Raw genomic sequence first — 21,451 nt, forward strand, 5'->3', positions numbered from 1 at the left:
GAGGTTATTTTAGGAAACAGGAGAAATTGAAGGAGAAGGAGTGAGTAGTGAGTAGTGAGTAGTGAATGGGGAATGGGGAATGGTGTTGAGGTTATTTTATAGCCTTTTAATAATTTTAAAATAAAGAACAATATGAAATTTAAAAGTGTAAATCCTTATAATAATCAAGTAGTAGGTGAGTATAGCTCTCTTTCTGAAGAAGCCTTAAAAACAAAGTTAGAGATAAGCCAAAAGGCCTTTACTACTTGGAAAAAAGTATCTTTAGCCGAACGTTGTCAGTTAATTCAAAAAGCCGGACAAGTGCTTAGAGACAACATAGAAGAATATGCCAAAATGATTACTTTGGAAATGGGAAAACCCATTAAAGAATCTAGAGCCGAAATTAGCAAATGCGCTGTAGTATGTGATTATTATGCAGCAAACGCAGCAGCCTTTTTAGCCGATGAAATCATAGCATCGGATGCTTCAAACAGCTTTGTTCGTCATAATCCAATAGGAACCGTTTTTGCCATTATGCCCTGGAATTTTCCTTTTTGGCAAGTCTTTCGTTATGCTGCTCCAACACTAACTGCTGGAAATGTAGGCTTGTTAAAACATGCGGCTAATGTGTTGGGTTGTGGTCAACTTATAGAAGACGTTTTTACCAAAGCAGGTTATCCAGCAGGTGTTTTTCAAACTTTAATTATAGCGCATGAGGCTGTAGAAACAATTATAGCCCACGAAACCGTAAAAGCAGTCACTTTAACAGGAAGTGAAAAGGCAGGGGCGTCAGTAGCCGCTATAGCCGGAAAACATCTAAAAAAGACAGTTTTAGAACTAGGCGGCAGCAATGCTTTTATAGTTTGGGAGGATGCCGATATTGATAAAAGCGTACAAGTAGCTTTAACCGCTCGAATGCTTAACACGGGACAAAGTTGTATTGCTGCCAAGCGTTTTATTCTTGTAGAAAGCATTCACGATGAATTTGTAGAGAAGTTTACCGAAGCCGTAAAAACACTAAAAACAGGGGATACAATGGACGAAGAAACAACTGTTGGTCCTTTAGCCCGAAAAGACTTAGCCGATCAATTGGATAAACAAGTCCAAAACGCTATCCAACATGGAGCAAAATTGGTTTTAGGAGGAAAACAAAACAATTGCCATTACGAACCAACCATTCTAGTAGGTGTAAAACCAGGAATGGATGCTTTTGACCAAGAAACCTTCGGCCCTTTAGCAGCGATGATTAAAGCAAAAGATATTACTCATGCGTTCGAACTTTCCGAAAAATCACAATACGGTTTGGGGGTTACAGTGTGCACAGAAAATATCGAAAAAGCATTAGAATATGCTAATGAAGTAAGTGATGGAGCCTATTTTATAAACGAATTGGTAAAATCAGATCCAAGATTACCTTTTGGAGGTACCAAAAAATCAGGGTACGGAAGAGAATTATCAAAAGATGGGATGATGGAATTTGTAAATAGAAAAACCATTTATGTGAAGTAATGAGTTTTATTGAGGTTCTTTAATTTATCAAAACGGTTTTATTACAAGGTTTAGCCAATTATTTCCCAATACAGAAATTAGCAAAAATATTACCAAGTAGCTCATCATTAGATACTTGACCTGTTATTTCTCCAAAATGAAACAAGGCTTGTCGGATATCAATTGCCATTAAATCAGAAGATAAGTTTTGGTCTAATCCAAAGCGGACTTTAGTTATTTCTTCCAAAGCTTTTAGTAACGAATCATAATGACGGGTATTGGTTACAATCGTTTCATTATTTCTTAAAGCACCTGTGTTTACAAAAGAGAGTAGGGTAGTTTTAAGTTCTTCGATGCCGGTTTTTTGTTTAGCAGAAAGAGTTATCAGTTTTCGGTTGTCTGCTGTCTGTTGGTTATCGGTTAATTGAGAAATATAGTTATTTGTCTTTTCTTCATCTAAAACATCCACTTTATTTAAAACAATAACCAAAGGTTTTATAGGGAATTTGTTCTTAATCTTCTCAATTTCAATTTTAACATTAGGCAGACTGCTATTTGACAACTGAGAACTGTCAACCAAAAGTAAAACTACTTGTGCTTGTTCAATTTTCTCAAAGGTCTTTTGAATTCCGATGCTTTCTATTACATCTTTGGTTTCTCTAATTCCGGCAGTGTCTATAAATCGGAAGCCAATTCCTTCAATGACTAATTCGTCTTCTATCGTATCACGTGTTGTACCTGCAATATCAGAAACTATGGCACGTTCTTCGTTTAATAAAGCGTTTAGTAAAGTCGATTTTCCCACATTAGGTTCCCCAACAATCGCTACCGGAATTCCGTTTTTGATTACGTTTCCAACTGCAAAAGAATCAATTAAGCGTTTTAATACGAATTCAATTCGGTTTAGTAATTCGGCAAATTGCGTTCTGTCGGCAAATTCTACATCTTCTTCAGCAAAGTCAAGTTCTAATTCGATTAAGGAGGCGAAGTTTAAAAGTTCCTCTCTTAATTTAGCAATTTCATTACTAAATCCACCACGCATTTGTTGCATAGCAATTTGGTGAGAGGCTTCATTGTCAGAAGAAATTAAATCAGCGACTGCTTCTGCTTGTGATAAATCGAGTTTACCGTTTAAAAAAGCCCTTAAGGTGAATTCACCTGCTTGAGCCATTTTAGCTCCTTTACGAAGCAATAATTGTATGATTTGTTGTTGTATGAAGGTAGAACCATGGCAAGATAGTTCCACAACATCTTCACCCGTATACGAATGAGGGTTTTTGAAGATGGAAAGTAAGACTTGATCATAGATTTTTCCGTTATCAATTATATGACCAAGGTGTATGGTATGTGTTTTTTGCTTTGCAATATCTTTTCCAGAAACCGATTCAAATACACTTGATGCAATTGATATAGCTTCATTTCCAGAAAGACGAATTATGGCAATAGCTCCAGCTCCTGAGGGTGTAGCTAGGGCTACTATAGTTTCTTGGTTTATCATTTTAAAGGGTAACAATTGAAAGGATTATGCACTAGTAGGTCAAAACCCCTAAGTTTCTGCAAAGATAAAAATAGAATCTAATAGTTATTGTAAATAAATTTTTAAATTTGTTAAAATAAAACCAAATTAATGAGACTACTTAGTTTTTTTTTGATTTTCTTCTCAGTGCTACTTTCTTTTGCTCAAGAGCGAAATGATTTATCAGCAGCGCATGCCAATTCTTATGTTAAATATGCTTCCTATAAAGCTATGCTTAAGAGTGATCGCTTTACAGTTGATTCCATCGGTTTTTTCATAGATAAAAATAAAGATACACTGATTAGGGTTTCGGGAAACAATTTTACAAAAGGGGTAAGGGTTGCTTATGAAGAAAAAGACTCTGTTTTTTTGAATCGTTACAAAGCGCTTGTTTTTAATGCTACGCACGGCAATGCCAATGATGTTAAAAAGGCAAGAATGCGCTACTGGAAAGATGAAATTAAGGTTTACTTTGATTCAACTGTTCCCAGTAAAACGGTTCGAGAAATGAAGAAAGTTTTTAAACTTTTAGACAAAGAAGTTGATTCTCTTAAAATAAAAACGGTTAATAGACGAAATCAATCAAATTATTTCATCTATTTTGTTAATAGACCAGACGCTATTGATTGGGACAAAAGAATAACTGGTAAAAGTGATGGTGGTTTTTTATCGTGGAATGGGAAGCAACAAATTTACAATACTTCTATAAAAATTAATTCTCAAATGATTTTTAATGAAGAGGAACAATTGATGACTCTTAAAAAGCATTTCTTTTGGTCGCTCGGTTTTTTTTACATTCAACCGAATAAAGAGTGTGAGAGTTTCTTTTCGAGTTGTGTTTATGTTGATAAGGTCTTGACCGAAGAAGACTTAGCACTTATTAAATATCATTATTCGTATGGAATCTGCAAAGGAACCGATATGGAAACATTCGAAGAGCAGCACAAGAGTGCTCAAAAATCTAAAAGAGGAAACTCAAAAAGCGAACATTATTTTATTCATTACAACTAAAATAAAATCATCTTTAGCGAACTAAATGTGATTTTATTCTTAATTTGTTTGTGGTGTTACATGTGGGTTGGAACGCAGATGACACGGATTGACTTTGTCAAACGCTGATGGTTATGGATTTTTTGTTTGTGGGTATAGTTTTGAGGTACTGTTTATTAATTTACTGAAAACATGATAGTTATCATGTGGTGTAAAAGAATTATTTTGTAATTTTATGGTGGATAATCTTCTAACATTTAACATTACTATTATGAAACGAATTCTTTTCCCAACTGATTTTTCTGATGTGGCTACAAATGCATTTGTTTATGCTTTAGAATTGGCAAAAATTATGGATGCTGAAATTATAGTTTTACATACTTTTCAAATGCCAATAATAGATTATCAATATTTTCCCCAAAATTACAGTCAATTATTTGATTCTTTTGAATTGGCAACCTTTGAAAGGTTTAAAGATGAAATTCCAAAATTAAGAACCCTTGCAGCTGAACGTAAGTTAGAGCACATTTCGCTATCGCATAAATTAATGGATGGCGATTTGATAAGCAATATAAAAGATTGTATTGTGGAAGAAAAAACAGATTTTGTTGTAATGGGTACAGCTGGTGCAAGCGGATGGAAAGAGTTTTTTATTGGAACGAACACTGGTGATGCTTTAACCTCTGTCAGTGTTCCTTTGTTGAGTGTTCCTTTAGAGGCTAAATATAAAAAGATAGATAATATATGTTTTACTACTCGCTACAGAGATAAAGATATCAAAGCACTAAAAAGTGTGTTGCAAATTGCAAAATTAATGAAGGCAGAAGTTAAATGTTTATATGTTCAGTCTTTGACTTCAGATGTTAACGAGGAGAAAATTGAAGCTTGGAAGAAACTTTTTGCCGATGAACAAGTTACTTTTTTTATAGAATCAAGTGAATATATTGAAGAAACTATTATTGAATTTTTAGATTTTCATGAGATTGATATTTTAGCCATGGCTAATTACAAGCGCTCTTTCTTTGTGGAATTATTTACAACTCATTTAACCGAAAAATTATCGTATAAAACCGATATTCCGATTTTAGTAATTCAAGAAGAATCATAAAATGAAAAAACCGTCTTGTTTCTACAAACAAGACGGTTTACTATATACTAGTGTTAAGGGAATTCTAGCTATTTAACATAACAGGCATTACTAACATAGTAACTGTTTCTCCTTCATCTAATCCATCAATTGGTGTTAAGATTCCAGCTCTGTTTGGCATAGACATTTCTAATTGAATTTCGTCTGATGTCAAGTTAGTCAACATTTCGGTTAAGAAACGTGAGTTAAATCCAATCTGGATGTCATCACCTTGGTAATCACAAGTTAAACGTTCGTCAGCTTTGTTAGAGTAATCTATATCTTCAGCAGAAATGTTTAATTCTGTTCCTGCAATCTTTAAACGAATTTGGTGTGTAGTCTTGTTAGCAAAAATAGCCACACGACGTACTGAATTCAAAAACTGAACTCTATTGATAATTAATTTATTTGGATTTTCCTTTGGAATTACGGCATCGTAATTAGGATATTTACCGTCAATTAAACGACAAGTCAATATGTAATTTTCTAAGGTAAATGTTGCGTTAGAATCGTTGTATTCAATTTTAACTTCAACATCTGTTGCTCCTAAAATTCCTTTTAAAATGTTTAAAGGTTTTTTGGGCATGATAAAATCGGCTACTTCAGAAGCTACTACATCTGTACGAGCATATTTTACTAATTTGTGAGCATCTGTTGCTACAAATATTAAGCTTTGCGGTGAAAACTGAAAAAAGACACCACTCATTACGGGTCTTAAATCATCATTACCAGCAGCAAAAATAGTTTTGTTGATAGCTGTTGATAAAACATCTGCAGGTACTAAAGTAGAAGAAGGATCTTCTAAAGCTACTGATTTAGGAAATTCGTCTCCTGGTGCAAATGCTAAAGCATATTTTCCAGAATTTGAACTAATTTCAACAGTATTATTATCTTCAACAGTAAAAGTTAAAGGTTGTTCTGGAAACGTTTTTAAAGTTTCTAATAGTAATTTTGCTGGTAAAGCTACACTTCCAGTACTTGTAGAATCAATTTCTAAAGAGGCTGTCATGGTAGTTTCTAAATCGGATGCAGAAACTTTAAGAGAATTATTGTCTAATTCAAATAAAAAATTATCTAAAATAGGTAAGGTGTTACTGTTGTTAATAACACTACCTAATACTTGTAGTTGCTTTAATAAATAAGAGCTCGATACGATAAACTTCATCTTCTGGGTTTTAAAAATCCTTATTAATTTTAAGGACTACAAATATAATTTTAAATTTTGAAAATACAATCTTTATTTCTTTTAGATTTTCGGATAGTCAGATTTTGGATTTTCGGATAATTGAAATTCTATTTTACGTATTTTCTTTTTCTTAAGTAGGTAAACAAAAAACCAAACAATCCAAGAAGGGCTAATGGTAATCCAATTGTAATAATTTGGGCAAAAGTGTAGTTTTCATATACTTTTTCTTTGTCTAACAAAGGTAAATCTACATCTTTACTTCTTATGTTAATTAAGCCGTTATCGTCTAGTAAATAGTTGACACAATTCATTAAAAATTCTTTGTTTCCGTAAAGTTGATTGGTAAATTTATCAAAACCAAGTTCCATTGGATAGCCGTCTTTATCTACTTGATTTTTAATAACATCACCATCTGAAACAAAAATGATTTTAGATTCTTTATTATTATCTTTAAAGTTAGGATCTTTTATAGGAAGGACTCTGTTTTTATAAACGGATTTGAATTTTCCTTCTAATAAAATAGCCATTGGCAGTAAACCTCCATTTGGATAATCTGTAGGTTTTGTTTCTTCTGTTACTAAATCTAATGCAATAGGTAATGGTGTTCCAACAGGCTTAGAATAAGCTGAACTTGTTAAAAGTACCGTTTTCTTAATGTCGTTTTTAAGGATTTCTATAGGATTTGCAAACTCAAATTTAATACCTTCCATATTCTTAACAATTGGATGGTTTGAAGCTGGATAAACAAACGGAGAAAAACGCCAAGAAAATTCTTGGTATTGGGTTTGACTTCCTTCTTGCCCTGTAGCCAATTTTATAGGTGTAGCTTGTTCGTCTTTGACTAATTGACCGTTAACGCGAATTCCATATTGAAACAATTGATCCGTTAAATTCAAATCTAAGGGATAAGCTAATATTTGGGGTTGTGTTAATAAACTATCCATATCAGCTTTAACAGCATCCACTAACCAAAGTGTTTTTCCACCATTTACGATAAATTGATCGATGACTTGTTTTTCCTCATCAGAGAAGGCTATTGTTGGCTTTGCTATGATTGCCATGTCGTATTTTTGCAAAGCTTCAATGGTCTCAATAGGCTTGTTTGCAAGAGAATCTAAGGTAAAAGTCCCAATATAATAACTCTCACGAACTGTTTTTAAGAAATCGGCTATATAAAGATCATCTAATTCACCATTTCCTTTTAAAACGGCAATTTTCTTTTGTTTTTGTTTGGTGATTTTATTCAGTGCATCTGCAAAAGCAAATTCCATGTGTTGCACAGAACTGATTACTTTTTCTTCTGTGGTAGCACCCATTAAGTTTTTTAGCAAACCTACTTTTGTACTTTTATCTCCATAAGTGGCTACTGCCCAAGGAAAAACTACTTCTTGTGATTGTTTTCCTTTATCTTCAACAGTAATACTCAAGGGCATTAAACCTCTTTCGTAAAAGTTTTTCATTACTTCCACACGTTCTTCTTCTTTTTCGATTGGATTAACAAATTGAAAAATAATGTTTGAATTGTAAGCCGTAAATTCTTCTAAAAGTTGTCTGGTTTCGTTTTGTAAGCGTTTGAATTCAGGAGGGAACTTTCCTTCTAAAAACACATCAATATATAAAGGTGAATCTACTGATTCTATAATACCTAAAGTCGTTTCTGATAAAGTGTATCGTTTGTCTTTGGTTAAATCAAATCGTTTGAAAAAGTAATTTCCAAAAATATTGATTGCCAATAAAATGGCAGCTGTGATTCCTAATTGTTTAAGGCTATTTTTTTTATTTGCTTCCATTAGCCTTTTAAAGATTTAAGTTGATAAACAGTTGCTGCTAAAAATAAGATGGTGACACTAATAAAATATAAAACATCTCTAGTATCAATAACACCGCGACTCATACTTTTAAAATGATAATCCATTCCGAAAGAGGCAAAAAGAGCACTAAATTCGCCCATAAAACTTGCAATTCCGTCAAAGCCAAAATAGAAAAAGAAACACAAGAAAACTGAAATAATAAAAGCTACAATTTGATTTTCAGAAAGGGTAGAAGTAAAGACTCCAATAGCAGTATATCCAGCAATTAGAAATAAAAGGCCAAAATAAGAACCCATTGTGCTTCCCATATCAATATTCCCTTCTGGATTTCCAAAATAGGAAATCATAACAACGTAAATTAAGGTTGGAATGATAGCAATAATAATTAGCACTAAAGCACCAAAGAATTTTCCGTTTACAATTTCCCATATAGAAAGAGGTTTTGTAAATAACAATTCAATAGTTCCTTGTTTTTTTTCATCTGAAAAACTGCGCATGGTTACAGCTGGAATCAAGAAAATTAAAATCCAAGGAGCTAATTTAAAAAACGGACTCATATCGGCAAAACCTGAATTTGGAATATTGAAGTCTCCTTCAAAAACCCATAAAAATAAGCCGTTGAGTACTAAAAAAATGGCAATCACCAAATACCCAATCGGTGAACCAAAAAAAGATTTTATTTCTCTTAAAAGTAATGCTTTCATATTTATGCTGAACTTGTTTCAGTATCGTTTTTGTTGAATTTTCGATTGTTTGATATTTCGAAAAATCTAATAATCTAAAAATCGAGTAATCGAATTGCAAATGTACTATATTAGTTTAGAAAGTTAAAACAACTTTTAAACTCTTAACCCTTTAAACTTTTAAACCAAAGATTCTAATTTGTCTACACTCCAAGCTTCTGGTTTATCACTAAATAAGGCCTTTGTGAATTTCCAAACTCCTCCAAAAAGTTCGGACTTTCTATAGTTTTCTAGATCTGATTCGTTTTCCCAATAACTATAGGTAAAGAAAATACGTGGATCATTTTTATCTTGATATAATTCTAATAAACGGTTTCCTTCGAAATTTCGTATGTGGTTTTTAACTTCTTCAAAATTTTCTAGGAAAGTTTCGATTTTATCTTCTTGAAAACGCATTTTTACAATTCGTACAAACATAAATAGTCTTTTTTTTTTCCACGAAAGTGGAAGTCTACAATATTTAATTTTTAAATTTTATAGTTACTAAATCCCTGAATCTTAATCCAATTAGCGAAGTAGCTGTTCCTAACGAATCTGGAGTTCCATTGTAAATGGCGATTTCTAAATAACCAGCTTCGTTAAATATGGCCAAATAATCACCTTCATACTTTTTTAAGGATTTATTTGGGTTAACTATAAAATCAGAATAATTTTTATGAACCCGATTAAGGGTTTTATTTTTGAATTTAATTTCAAAACTTCTGTTTTTAGCGACTTCATCAAATGCTTTTTTAGTAATGTTAGTCACGCAATTCCCAAAATGATCAATGTATATAATAGTCCCTTTTATTTCTTCAAAGGTATCAGAAATAGTCAGTTTTTGGGTATAAAATTCGCTTAAAGCTTCAATCTCTTTTCCAATAACGCTAATATTTCCTCCTTTTGCTAAATGACAGGCAACCGTTGCAAAAACATTCATATCAGAAGCATCTTCTAATCTGTCATGTATAGTAATGATGGCTATTTTTTGGGCTTTTTTCTTTTGGATTAAAGCATTTAATATGCCATTATCAGCTGCAATAAAAAATTGATCTTCCCATTGCATTACTATATGCTTTATGGTTTCAATTCGTTCGGCATTTACGCAAACGATATGCACAGTGTTTTTTGGGAAGTTTTTATAGGAAGCTTCAATTATGTAACTGGTTTCAAATATATTAAAGTAATTTATTTGATGGGATAAGTCAACTATTTTTGCTTCTAAAAATTGAGAGAGTATTTTCCCTTTCAAAGCACCAACATAATGGTCTTTATATCCAAAATCAGATGTAAGGGTAATTATTGACATAAATTTGTTTATAACTTAAAATAAAACAGGCATTATTTTGCTTAAATTTGAATGCAAAGCTAATGTATTTTTTAGCGTACCAAAAATAATTTAAAAAAGAAAGCCCTTGAACGAAAGAATCATTGAATTAATCGACATTGCTCCAAAAGAATTTTGGGGAACACAAGATGCCAATCTTGAAGCTATCAAAAAATATTATCCAAAACTTAAATTAGTTGCTCGAGGAACTATTTTAAAAGCCTACGGTGAAGAAGAGGTTTTAAACGAGTTTGAGGTGCGTTTTAGGCGATTAATGCAACATTTCACCCGATACAACAGAATAGATGATAACGTTATTTTACGTGTCTTAGAAAGTGACGCACAGGAAACTCAAGTCATGGATAACAAAGATAAAATTCTGGTACATGGAATTGGTGGAAAATTGATAAAAGCCATGACACCAAATCAGCAAAAATTAGTTGATTTAGTGTATAAAAACGATATGGTTTTTGCCATTGGTCCAGCTGGAACAGGTAAAACCTACACTGGTGTTGCTATGGCTGTAAAAGCTTTGAAGGAAAAACAAGTCAAACGAATTATCTTAACCAGACCAGCTGTGGAAGCCGGAGAGAACTTAGGTTTCTTGCCTGGTGACATGAAAGAAAAATTAGATCCATACATGCAACCTTTGTATGATGCATTGCGCGACATGTTGCCTCCACAAACTTTAGAAGATTATATTTTAAAAGGAATCATTCAAATTGCCCCTTTGGCTTTTATGCGTGGACGTACATTAGATCATGCTTTTGTAATCTTAGATGAAGCACAAAACACAACCCATAACCAAATGAAGATGTTTTTAACCCGTATGGGTAAAAATGCAAAATTCATGATAACAGGTGATCCAGGTCAGGTCGATTTACCTAGAAGAACAACTTCTGGATTAAAAGAAGCTATACTTGTCTTAAAAGATGTAGAAGGTATTGGAATTATCTATTTAGATGATAAAGATATTGTTAGACATAGATTAGTTGGAAAAGTAATTGAAGCTTATAAGAGTATTGAGAATCGTGATTAGATGAAAGATGCAAGATGTAAGATGAAAGATGAAAGATATTTAGAATTAACTTTAAAAACCATTTATGAAAATAGATGGTTTTTTTTACGGCTTAACCGTATATGTGACAAACTTATGAACACGAAAACGTTTTCGTTATTGTTTTCGTAATTAATCAATTATTTTTTTGATGATTTTATATTAATTTAGGATAATTAATAGCAAAATAATAAATCATGAAACAAAAAATTCAATTAGGCTTTTTGACATTAGGTATTGTTTTTTCTTTAACTTCTTGTGAAAAAAATGATGAAGCTTTAAACACACCTAGTTCATCTTCTAAAGATTTTAAGGTTATAAATGTTACTAAACATGACGGAAAACCATTTAGCACAGGAACATCGAGTAATGTTGAAAAATTTGTAGCTGGCCCAGGTGGTGGAGTTATGATGCAAGCTTTCTATTGGGATGTACCAGCTGGAGGAACTTGGTGGAATGTAGTAAAAGGTAAAGTTACGGCTTGGGGAAATGCTGGAATTGAATCTATTTGGTTGCCTCCTGCTTCAAAAGCACAAAATGGCCCTTTCTCAATGGGTTATGATCCAACGGATTATTATGATTTTGGTAATTTTAACCAAAATGGAACTACCGAAACTAGATTTGGCTCAAAAACAGAGTTGACAAGTTTAATTACTGCTGTTCATGGGCAATCAATGAAAGTTTATGCCGATATTGTGCTTAATCATAATAGTGGTGGTCAGTCAGAAGCTAATCCATTTACAGGAACCAATACATATACAAAATTTAATGTTGCTTCTGGGAAATTTAATCGGACTTATAATGATTTTTATAAAAATGGCTATGGTAATAATGATGAAGGAGCATTTGGAGGTTTCCCCGATTTGTGTCACGCAAATCCTTATGTCCAAGATTGGTTGTGGGTTAGGTCAGATGCTGTTGGGAAATATTATAAAAATACCATGAAATTTGATGGTTGGCGTTTTGACTATGTAAAAGGATTTGGTCCATGGGTTGTAAATCAATGGAATGCTAATGTAGGAGGATTTTCTGTTGGTGAATATTGGGATTCAAATGTAAATACCTTAGAATGGTGGGCAAATAATGCAAATAGTTCTGTTTTTGATTTTGCTTGTTATTATAAAATGAATGATGCTTTTGACGGCAATAATTTAGCTTTACTTAATGATGATATGATGTGGAAAAGAAATCCATACAAAGCTGTAACCTTCGTCACAAATCATGATACGGATGAAATTTATAATAAAAACTTGGCTTATGCTTACATTTTAACTCACGAGGGTTATCCAACTCTTTTCTATAAAGATTATGAAGAATGGTTGGATAAAAACAAATTGAATAACCTGATTTGGATTCATAACAACAAAGCTACGGGAACAACATCTATTCTATATTCAGATAACGATGAATATATAGCAAGAAGAAATGGGTATAATGGAAATCCAGGATTAGTAGTTTATTTGAATAATTCTGACAACTGGCAAGAACGATGGATTCAAACCAATTGGAGTAATGCTCAAATTAAAGATTTTACTGGAAGTTCAACTTGGCTTCCTACAACTCAAGGGGATAAATGGGTAAAAATTCAATGTGCCCCTAAAAGCTATTCAGTTTGGTCCATAAATATGTAAAATTCAAAGAGCCATTACTACATTGAAATGGCTCTTCTGTTTTTTAACCATAATTTATTGTATTTTGCGGCTCATTTAAAATCATAAAATATTGAAAACTGTTCTTATAACAGGAGCTTGTGGTGGTTTAGGTAATAAAATGTCAATGTATTTTGCGGAAAAAGGGTGGCAAGTAATTGCAACTGTGCATCATTTTGACTTGGTTGAAGGCTTAACTATTCATCCAAATATAAAGTTTTATGCTTTAGACGTTACTTCAACTGAAAGCATTGAAACAGCCAAAAAAGAAATCCTTAAAGATTATAAAACTATTGATGTTATTATTAACAACGCAGGAAAAGGATACAGGAGTTTTGTAGAGCTTTCAACAGATTCTGAAATAGACTCTATTGTAAATGTTAATTGGTTAGGAGTTGTAAAAACTTGTAGGGCTTTTATTCCAGTATTTAGAGCACAAAATTTCGGACAATTTATTAATATTACTTCTGTAGCGGGTTTAGTAAATTTACCATTAGGAAATTTTTATCATTCTACAAAACAAGCGGTTGAAAGCTTTTCTGAATGTATGTCTTATGAATTAATTGATTTTAACATTAGTGTTTGTACGGTTCAATTTGGAAATGCGCCTACTAATTTTCAAAAAAACGTCATAAAATCTAAACCAACCAATAATGTACATTATAATGCTATGATGCTTAAAATTGATACCATATTGGCTAACAAAACATGCAAGAATAATGATTTGATCGACACAATTGTAGAGAAAATATACAAAATATCCGAAAACCCGAAAAAAAGTTTTAGAAGATATGCCATTGGTTTTGATGCTAATTTTATGAAATATTTCAGAAGACTTTTATGTTACAGAGCTTTTAATTTTGTGATTAAGAAAAAGATTTTATAACAATAGAGTAAATTTAAACAGCTCTATAGTCTAAAGCCAATTAGTAATTTAATTGGCTTTTTGTTTGGTATTCAGTTATATAAACCATTTTATCCTTTAATTCTATAAATCTTAGCGAAAATCTTGTAAATCATTCTTGCTTGACCGGCCTACATTTGTCTCATTAACTAAAAGAAAAAATTATGAAAAAATTATTTTTAATTATTGGATTATTAGGCTTAAGTCCAATTTTCGCACAACAAACAGAAATTGATATTACTCCAAGTAACTCTTGGCTTAAAGCAGGATTAACTGCCGGAATTCCATTGGGAGATGCAAGTGATGTATCGTCTTTTAACTTAGGATTAGATCTTAGAGGTCAATATTTATTCAATCCTAATTTTGCAATTGGTGTAGCTTCTGGTTACAGTCATTTCTTTGCAAAAGATAATTTAGAAGATTTTGGAATTGTACCAGTTGCTGGATTCTTACGTTATTATTTTACACCTAGTGGAATTTTTATTGGTTCTGATTTAGGGTATGGATTTTTAACTAATGTAGAAAATAATGAAGGTGGTTTATATGTAAACCCACAATTAGGGTACCATAACAGAGATTGGAACATTTACGCTTTTTACCAAAATACATTTGCAGAAAACGATGTTGATTTGCAAACTGTTGGTTTAGGTGTTACGTACAATATTCGTTTTAAATAAGCGATTTTGTTTAATTTAGTTGGAAAGGAGAAAGTAATTTCTCCTTTTTTTATTTAGATATTGTTTGGCATTGGTAAACAAATTACATTTGCATATCAAACAACACACTAGTTTAAATGAATACAATTACTACTACCAATTTCAATTTTCCAAATCAAAAATCGGTTTATCACGGAAAAGTTAGAGAAGTTTATAACATCAACGATGACTTATTAGTTATGGTTGCTACAGATAGACTTTCAGCTTTTGACGTGGTTATGCCAAAGGGAATTCCCTATAAAGGTCAAATTTTAAACCAAATTGCTACACGATTTATGGAGTTGACTTCAGATATTGTGCCGAATTGGTTAATTGCAACTCCTGATCCAAGTGTTGCAGTTGGACATTTATGTGAACCTTTTAAAGTTGAAATGGTTATTCGTGGTTATTTAGCTGGACATTCAGCTAGAGAATATGCTTTAGGAAAAAGAATGCTTTGTGGCGTTGCTTTACCTGAAGGATTGCAAGAAAATGATAAATTTCCAACACCAATAATTACACCTTCAACAAAAGCGGCTAATGGTGAACACGATGAAGATATTTCTCGTGAAGATATTTTAGCTAAGGGAATTGTAAGTGAAGCTGATTATCTAGTTTTAGAAGAATACACAAGAGCTTTATACCAAAGAGGTACTGAAATTGCTGCTTCTCGCGGATTAATTTTAGTAGATACAAAATACGAATTCGGAAAAACTAAAGACGGTCAAATCGTTTTGATTGATGAGATTCATACTCCAGATTCATCGCGTTATTTTTATGCTGAAGGCTATCAAGAAAGACAAGATAGAGGTGAAGCTCAAAAACAATTATCTAAAGAGTTTGTACGTCAATGGTTAATTGCCAATGGTTTTCAAGGAAAAGATGGACAACAAATTCCAGACATGTCAGATGAATACATTGCAACCGTTTCTGAAAGATATATTGAATTATATGAAAATATTTTAGGTGAAAAATTCGTAAAAGCAGATATTTCTAATATCAATGATAGAATTGAAGAAAATGTTTTGGCTTATTTGAAAAAATAAGTTGTAACACTTTTAGATTTAAACCATTAAGAGATTTAGAAAGTTAAGTTTAGCTTAATGAAACTTAATTTCTTAATGGTTTAACTTTTCTAAGTACTTGTTCTGAAATTTACTCATAAACACCAAAGCACAAACAGCACCAATCGTTGCATAAAGCATATCCGATTGTGTGTCCCAAATATAGCCTTGAGTTCCTAAAAAAGCATCACCACCTTCACCAGTCATAAGTGAAACCGCCCATTCAATCCATTCATAAGCAGCACTTATAGCTAAACAAATGGAAACAATTATAAAGTTGAAAAAGCTTTTATTTGAAATTACATTTTTTCGAATAAACAATTCACGTATAATCAAAGCGGGTACAAATCCTTGTGCAAAATGGCCAACTTTATCATAATTATTTCGACTTTGATCAAAAACTTCTTTAATCCAATCAAATAAAGGAACTTCAGCATAGGTATAATGTCCTCCAATAAAGAGAATGATACAATGAATTAAGATAAAAAAGTAAGTGAAATTTGTAAATCGAAAGCGTTTAAAAGTCAAAACTAAAATCGCTAATCCAATAATGGCTGGAATTATTTCCAAAAAGCAAGTAAACCCTTCATTTGGATTTATGATGGTCCAAATTAAAGTTCCAAAAAACACAACCAACATTATATAGATGTTTTTCATAAAGTTTAAAAAGTTTAAGTGGTTAAAAGTTAAAAAGGGATTGACGAAAAACTAGTTTCAAAAATCCCTTTAATCTTTTGTCTGAAAATCCATTATCTGAATATCCGAAAATCTTAATTATTTAAAATAAGAAAACGTTTCATTATTTTCAATCTTCAATAATGATTCATAAATCAATTTAATTACGTTTTCAACATCATCTCTGTGAACCATTTCTACAGTTGTATGCATGTAACGTAAAGGTAATGAGATTAATGCAGAAGCAACACCACCATTGCTGTAAGCAAAAGCATCCGTATCTGTTCCAGTTGCTCTAGAAGAAGCATTTCTTTGGAATGGAATTTTATTTTCAGTTGCTGTGTCCACAATCATTTCACGTAGAACGTTTTGAGTGGCTGGTGCATAAGCAATCACAGGACCTTTACCCATTTTTAAATCACCTTCGATTTTTTTGTCAATCATTGGAGTAGAAGTATCGTGACAAACATCTGTAACAATAGCAACATTTGGTTTGATGCTTTGTGTTATCATTTCAGCACCACGAAGGCCAATTTCTTCTTGCACTGAATTCACGATATATAATCCAAAAGGTAAAGTTTTTTTATTTTCTTTCAACAAACGAGCTACTTCAGCAATCATAAATCCACCCATTCTATTGTCAATAGCACGACAAATGAATTTGTTTTCGTTCAAAATTTCAAAAACATCAGGATAAGTTATTACACAACCTACATGAACGCCCATTTTTTCAACTTCTTCCTTAGTTTCACAACCACAATCGATAAAAATATTATCAATGCGAGCTGGTTCTTCTTTAGATTTATTTCTGGTATGAATCGCTGGCCAACCAAAAACACCTTTTACGATTCCTTTTTTAGTATGAATATGAACTCGTTTTGAAGGAGCAATCATGTGATCACTTCCACCATTTCTAATTACATAAATAAATCCGTCATCAGTAATATAGTTTACGTACCAAGCAATTTCGTCAGAATGTCCTTCAATTACTACTTTATATTTTGCATCTGGATTAATAATTCCAACAGCTGTACCATAAGTATCAGTAGTAAAAGTATCCACATATGGTTTTAAATAATCCATCCAAATTTTCTGTCCTTCCGATTCATAACCAGTTGGAGATGCATTGTTTAAATATTTTTCTAAAAAAGTAAGCGAAGCTTTGTTTAAGATAGATTTTGTACTCATAAAGTTTTAATTTTTTGCTAAATTAAGAATTAGTAAGTAGACTTACACATTAATTCTATATTTTTGGTCTATTATTTGATTCAAAAAAAACAAATAATCATTTGCATGAAAAAATTAACCTACTTATTATTCCTTTTCATTCCTTTTTTGTCTTTTGCTCAAGATAAAGATTCGATAGTGACTACAACAGATACAATTCGTTATACCATAGAATTAGAAGAAGTTATTTTAACAGAAAATGGAGCTTATACCATGACTGAAGAGCAGAAGCGAATGGCAATTTTAAAACGAAGGGTTTATAAAACATATCCTTATGCTAAGATGGCTTCTGAAAAATTAGTGGCTATGAATAGTGTCATGGAAAAATTAAAAACCGAAAAAGAAAAAAAGAAATATTTTAAAATCGTTGAAAAATTTTTGACAGAAGAATTTGAAGCCAAACTAAAAAAACTTTCTAGAAAAGACGGACAAATTTTAGTAAAACTAATTAATAGACAAACAGGAAGTACAACGTTTGATTTGATTAAAGATTTAAAAAGTGGCTGGAAGGCTTTTTGGTCTAACAGTACCGCAAGATTGTTTGATATAAATCTAAAAACAGAATATCAACCTTACTCCGTATTGGAAGATTTTAATATTGAAAGTATTTTATTGACTGCTTTTGAAAACCATCTTTTACCAAGACAAGAAGCAAAAGATCCAATAGATTTAGCTAAACTTATTAGTATTTGGAAAGAAAAAACAGTTGAAATGAAAGCCGAACAAACTAATCAATAAACTCATTGATTTGATGAATTACTTCATCACTTCCTAAAATTTTTCTGTGTCCCAGTTCTTCGGTTAAAAATAAAATACTGTTTTTAGAATGTTTATGAATATTTTCTGCACAATAAGCACCAACTTCTACATCATCTTTATCGTGTATTATTAAATGAGGAATATCAAAATTTTGGATTACAGTATTAGAGTCATAATCTGACATTTTATCATTTAACTTCTTTTCAAAATAAGCCGTTAGTTTTGGAGCTAAAGTAGGTTTTAATTGTAATTGTTTAACAAAATCCTTTACAATATCAGAAATTTTATCTCCACTTCCAATCGTCACGATTTTTTTGGTTTTAAATCCTTTTTTCAACGCATTTATTATTGCCATTCCACCAAGCGAGTGTCCAATGGAATAATCAAAAGGGCCAAACTTTTTTTCTAGTGTCAAAATGCATTCAATAAATTCTAGCATCATGGATTTGTTGCCATTAGATTTACCATGACCAGGAGCATCAAAACTAATTACTTCATATCCCTTTGCAACCATTGCATCAGCAATTTTGTATAATTGAGTGCCTCTTCCAGACCAACCGTGAACTAATAATATCGTTTTCTCTCCTTTTCCATAATGATAAACGACAACTGTTTTATTTAGGCTTTCAATAAATATATTTTCTTGAGTACTTTCATCAAGCATTGGTTTTTCTCTTTTCGGAACTTTATATTTTATTGGAGTTGTGAATAATTTGGCTGCAAATCTTAAAGTTAATGCTGTTGAAATGCTTTGAAGTAGTTTACCCGTTTTAATTATGAAGGAAGGAATCTCAATTCCTTGTTTATTTTTAGAAGGCTTTTTTGACATTTATTGTAGGTTTTGAATGCAAATTTAGTATTAATTTATCAGATAAAAGTTAGATTAACGTTGTTTTAAAACTCTTTATCTATTTTTTTTTAAATTTACTTTAGGCATTATTTTTGTTAGTATTAATTTGTATTTTTATACCATTAAATTAAAACATTATGAATAATAGAATTAAAATTAGTTTGGGATTATTATTACTGGTAGTAATATCGTGTGCTAAAAATCCGTTTACAGGTAAAAGCACTATGGCATTTGTACCTAACAGTCAAATTTTCCCCATGGCTTTTCAAGAATATGATGCTTTTTTAACTGAAAATAAAGTTGTAAAAGGAACAACTGATGCTAAGCGTATTGAAACGATTGGAATGAAAATTAAAACGGCTGCTGAACGTTATTTAACAGCAAATGGAAATGCAGGATATTTAAAAGATTACCAATGGGAATATAATTTAGTAGATGATCCAACTGTAAACGCTTGGTGTATGCCAGGAGGGAAAATAGTTTTTTACACTGGAATACTTCCAATTTGTAAAGATGATGCTGGAATTGCAGCTGTAATGGGGCATGAAGTTGCTCACGCTTTAGCAAATCACGGTCAACAACGAATGAGTGCTGGTTTATTACAACAAGTAGGTCAAGTTGGAGCAGCAATAGCTGTTGGAAATAAAAGTGCAGAAACACAAGCATTAGTAATGCAAGCTTATGGAGTAGGTTCTCAAGTGGGTGCGATGTTGCCTTTTAGTCGCTCTCACGAAAGTGAAGCGGATATGATTGGTTTAACCTTAATGGCTATTGCAGGTTATGAACCGATGAACGCTGTTTATGTTTGGGAAAGAATGTCTGCAAACTCTAGTGGAGGTGCTCCACCAGAAATATTAAGTACGCATCCAAGTAATGAAACAAGAATTAGGGAGTTAACAGCTCTTGTTCCTGAGGCAAAAAAAGAAGCTGCTAAATTTGGCGTTACTTTTAAATAGTTTAAAATAAAAATGTATATTCGAAGTCCCATTTATATGGGACTTTTTAATTATATATATATGGCAAACTTAGAGAAAGGAAATAAAAAATTAGGAACCGCATGGGCTTTTTATGATTGGGCGAATTCTGTTTATAATTTAGTAATTTCATCAGCAATATTTCCTATATATTATGGTGCTTTATTTAAAATCAAAGGAATTACTTCAGTAGATTTTCTTGGATTTGAAGTAAAAAATACAGCTTTAATTAGTTTTGTAACAGCCTTTGCTTTTTTAATAGTTGCCATAATGTCACCTTTACTTTCTGGAATTGCAGATTTTGCAGGAAATAAGAAACGCTTTATGCAATTCTTTTGTTATTTAGGTGCTTTGCCTTGTATTGGACTATCCTTTTTTACTTTAGATAATTTGTATTTTGGAATTCTATGTTTCTTTTTTGGTTTAATAGGTTTTTGGGGAAGTTTAGTGTTTTATAATTCCTATTTACCAGATATTGCATATCCAGAGCAACAAGATAAGCTAAGTGCAAAAGGATATTCGTTAGGTTATATAGGTAGTGTTGTTTTACTGCTGTTAAATTTAGCGATGGTTATGAAACCTGAATGGTTTGGTTTTGATTTATCAATTTCAGAAGAGTTACTGAAATCGGGTACACCATTAGAAATTGATACAGCTTTAGAAGCAGTCAGAAATGCAGCCTCTTTTAAAGCCATGCAATATTCGTTTATTTCTGTTGGAATTTGGTGGATAGTATTTAGTCAATACACATTCTATTATTTACCAAAAAACACAGTGAATAACAAGGTTACAAAAAATGTTGTTTTCAATGGCTATAAAGAATTGAAAAAAGTTTGGCATCAACTAGAAGAAAATATAATTTTAAAGAAATATTTACGCAGTTTTTTTGTTTATAGTATGGCTGTTCAGACCGTTATGTTGGTTGCGACTTATTTTGGAGAACAAGAAATTAAATGGGAATCAGATAGTCAAAGAACAACTGGACTGATAATTAGTATTCTTGTGATACAAATTGTAGCTGTTTTTGGTGCGATTATCACTTCAAGAATATCAGAAAAAATAGGGAATATAAAAACTTTGATAATTATAAATTCGATTTGGTTTGTAATTTGTATTTATGCTTTTTTTGTAGTTAGTCCAGTACAATTCTATATTACAGCGGGTTTCGTTGGTTTAGTTATGGGAGGAATTCAATCCTTATCACGTTCCACTTATTCTAAATTATTGCCAGACACAAAGGATACTACATCCTTTTTTAGTTTTTATGATGTTGCCGAAAAAATTGGAATTGTAATTGGAATGGGAATATTCGCAACTATAGATCAAATTTCAGGTTCTATGCGAAATGCTATAGTATTTTTAGCCGTATTTTTCATTATTGGAGTTTTTCTATTAACTAAGGTCCAAAAAATTGTGACAAAAAAATAAAAAGTATATATTTGAAAAAAAATA

At 31.8% G+C, this 21,451-nt stretch carries 20 protein-coding genes; 11 read left to right on the forward strand and 9 right to left on the reverse strand.

Annotated features, from left to right (window positions below; genetic code table 11):
• Window positions 1-132 precede the first annotated feature (132 nt).
• A complete protein-coding gene (locus AACZ53_RS02295) occupies window positions 133-1,488 on the forward strand; it encodes an NAD-dependent succinate-semialdehyde dehydrogenase (protein WP_339834305.1) in 1,356 nt (451 codons plus the stop codon).
• A 58-nt stretch (window positions 1,489-1,546) separates the two neighbouring features.
• On the opposite strand, the gene mnmE is transcribed toward AACZ53_RS02295, so the two are convergent.
• Window positions 1,547-2,965 carry a tRNA uridine-5-carboxymethylaminomethyl(34) synthesis GTPase MnmE gene (gene mnmE / locus AACZ53_RS02300; RefSeq protein WP_339834308.1) on the reverse strand — a complete coding sequence of 473 codons (1,419 nt, stop codon included), beginning with the start codon at window positions 2,963-2,965 and terminating at the stop codon, window positions 1,547-1,549.
• A 129-nt stretch (window positions 2,966-3,094) separates the two neighbouring features.
• Between mnmE and AACZ53_RS02305 the strand changes: the two genes are divergently transcribed.
• Window positions 3,095-3,994 carry a hypothetical protein gene (locus AACZ53_RS02305; RefSeq protein ID WP_339834310.1) on the forward strand — a complete coding sequence of 300 codons (900 nt, stop codon included), beginning with the start codon at window positions 3,095-3,097 and terminating at the stop codon, window positions 3,992-3,994.
• Window positions 3,995-4,244: 250 nt separating this feature from the next.
• Entirely contained in the window at window positions 4,245-5,081 is an 837-nt protein-coding gene (locus tag AACZ53_RS02310) for a universal stress protein (protein WP_339834312.1), read from the forward strand.
• A 64-nt stretch (window positions 5,082-5,145) separates the two neighbouring features.
• Here AACZ53_RS02310 and dnaN read toward each other — a convergent pair whose 3' ends face one another.
• The 5 genes from dnaN to AACZ53_RS02335 form a co-directional block, all read right to left on the reverse strand.
• The gene (dnaN, locus tag AACZ53_RS02315) at window positions 5,146-6,264 is read right to left on the reverse strand and encodes a DNA polymerase III subunit beta (protein WP_339834314.1); all 1,119 of its coding nucleotides are present in this window, start codon (window positions 6,262-6,264) and stop codon (window positions 5,146-5,148) included.
• 128 nt (window positions 6,265-6,392) lie between these two features.
• The gene (gene gldG / locus AACZ53_RS02320) at window positions 6,393-8,075 is read right to left on the reverse strand and encodes a gliding motility-associated ABC transporter substrate-binding protein GldG (protein ID WP_339834316.1); all 1,683 of its coding nucleotides are present in this window, start codon (window positions 8,073-8,075) and stop codon (window positions 6,393-6,395) included.
• Window positions 8,075-8,800: a gliding motility-associated ABC transporter permease subunit GldF gene (gene gldF, locus AACZ53_RS02325; protein WP_339834318.1), complete on the reverse strand. Its 726-nt coding sequence runs from the start codon at window positions 8,798-8,800 to the stop codon at window positions 8,075-8,077. The genes gldG and gldF overlap by 1 nt, the downstream gene beginning before the upstream one ends.
• Before the next feature lie 159 nt (window positions 8,801-8,959).
• On the reverse strand, window positions 8,960-9,256 hold the full coding sequence (locus AACZ53_RS02330; protein ID WP_339834321.1) for an antibiotic biosynthesis monooxygenase family protein: 297 nt from the start codon (window positions 9,254-9,256) through the stop codon (window positions 8,960-8,962).
• Between the two features lie 43 nt (window positions 9,257-9,299).
• Window positions 9,300-10,127: an SAM-dependent chlorinase/fluorinase gene (locus AACZ53_RS02335; RefSeq protein WP_339834323.1), complete on the reverse strand. Its 828-nt coding sequence runs from the start codon at window positions 10,125-10,127 to the stop codon at window positions 9,300-9,302.
• A 106-nt stretch (window positions 10,128-10,233) separates the two neighbouring features.
• On the opposite strand from AACZ53_RS02335, the gene AACZ53_RS02340 reads away from it, so the two are divergent.
• From AACZ53_RS02340 to AACZ53_RS02360, 5 genes are all read left to right on the forward strand, one after another.
• Entirely contained in the window at window positions 10,234-11,184 is a 951-nt protein-coding gene (locus AACZ53_RS02340) for a PhoH family protein (RefSeq protein WP_339834325.1), read from the forward strand.
• Between the two features lie 215 nt (window positions 11,185-11,399).
• Entirely contained in the window at window positions 11,400-12,833 is a 1,434-nt protein-coding gene (locus AACZ53_RS02345; protein WP_339834327.1) for an alpha-amylase, read from the forward strand.
• Window positions 12,834-12,924: 91 nt separating this feature from the next.
• Window positions 12,925-13,737 carry an SDR family NAD(P)-dependent oxidoreductase gene (locus tag AACZ53_RS02350; protein ID WP_339834329.1) on the forward strand — a complete coding sequence of 271 codons (813 nt, stop codon included), beginning with the start codon at window positions 12,925-12,927 and terminating at the stop codon, window positions 13,735-13,737.
• Window positions 13,738-13,919: 182 nt separating this feature from the next.
• On the forward strand, window positions 13,920-14,432 hold the full coding sequence (locus AACZ53_RS02355; RefSeq protein ID WP_339834331.1) for a hypothetical protein: 513 nt from the start codon (window positions 13,920-13,922) through the stop codon (window positions 14,430-14,432).
• A gap of 116 nt (window positions 14,433-14,548) precedes the next feature.
• Window positions 14,549-15,496, forward strand: a complete 948-nt coding sequence (locus AACZ53_RS02360) for a phosphoribosylaminoimidazolesuccinocarboxamide synthase (protein WP_339834332.1) — start codon at window positions 14,549-14,551, stop codon at window positions 15,494-15,496.
• A gap of 72 nt (window positions 15,497-15,568) precedes the next feature.
• Here the strand turns inward: AACZ53_RS02360 and AACZ53_RS02365 are convergent, their stop codons facing one another.
• Together AACZ53_RS02365 and AACZ53_RS02370 are read right to left on the reverse strand one after the other, a co-directional pair.
• A complete protein-coding gene (locus AACZ53_RS02365) occupies window positions 15,569-16,171 on the reverse strand; it encodes a DUF2238 domain-containing protein (protein WP_339834334.1) in 603 nt (200 codons plus the stop codon).
• A 117-nt stretch (window positions 16,172-16,288) separates the two neighbouring features.
• Window positions 16,289-17,377 carry a M42 family metallopeptidase gene (locus tag AACZ53_RS02370; RefSeq protein WP_026715671.1) on the reverse strand — a complete coding sequence of 363 codons (1,089 nt, stop codon included), beginning with the start codon at window positions 17,375-17,377 and terminating at the stop codon, window positions 16,289-16,291.
• Between the two features lie 105 nt (window positions 17,378-17,482).
• On the opposite strand from AACZ53_RS02370, the gene AACZ53_RS02375 reads away from it, so the two are divergent.
• Window positions 17,483-18,154, forward strand: a complete 672-nt coding sequence (locus AACZ53_RS02375; protein WP_339834339.1) for a DUF4294 domain-containing protein — start codon at window positions 17,483-17,485, stop codon at window positions 18,152-18,154.
• On the opposite strand, the gene AACZ53_RS02380 is transcribed toward AACZ53_RS02375, so the two are convergent.
• On the reverse strand, window positions 18,144-19,004 hold the full coding sequence (locus AACZ53_RS02380; RefSeq protein ID WP_339834340.1) for an alpha/beta hydrolase: 861 nt from the start codon (window positions 19,002-19,004) through the stop codon (window positions 18,144-18,146). The genes AACZ53_RS02375 and AACZ53_RS02380 overlap by 11 nt on opposite strands.
• 158 nt (window positions 19,005-19,162) lie before the next feature.
• Between AACZ53_RS02380 and AACZ53_RS02385 the strand changes: the two genes are divergently transcribed.
• Window positions 19,163-19,981, forward strand: a complete 819-nt coding sequence (locus tag AACZ53_RS02385; RefSeq protein ID WP_339834341.1) for a M48 family metallopeptidase — start codon at window positions 19,163-19,165, stop codon at window positions 19,979-19,981.
• 60 nt (window positions 19,982-20,041) lie between these two features.
• Window positions 20,042-21,427, forward strand: a complete 1,386-nt coding sequence (locus tag AACZ53_RS02390) for an MFS transporter (protein ID WP_339834342.1) — start codon at window positions 20,042-20,044, stop codon at window positions 21,425-21,427.
• The last annotated feature ends 24 nt before the right edge of the window (window positions 21,428-21,451 follow it).

Origin of the sequence: uncultured Flavobacterium sp. (assembly GCF_963975005.1) — a bacterium.
Lineage (GTDB): Bacteria > Bacteroidota > Bacteroidia > Flavobacteriales > Flavobacteriaceae > Flavobacterium.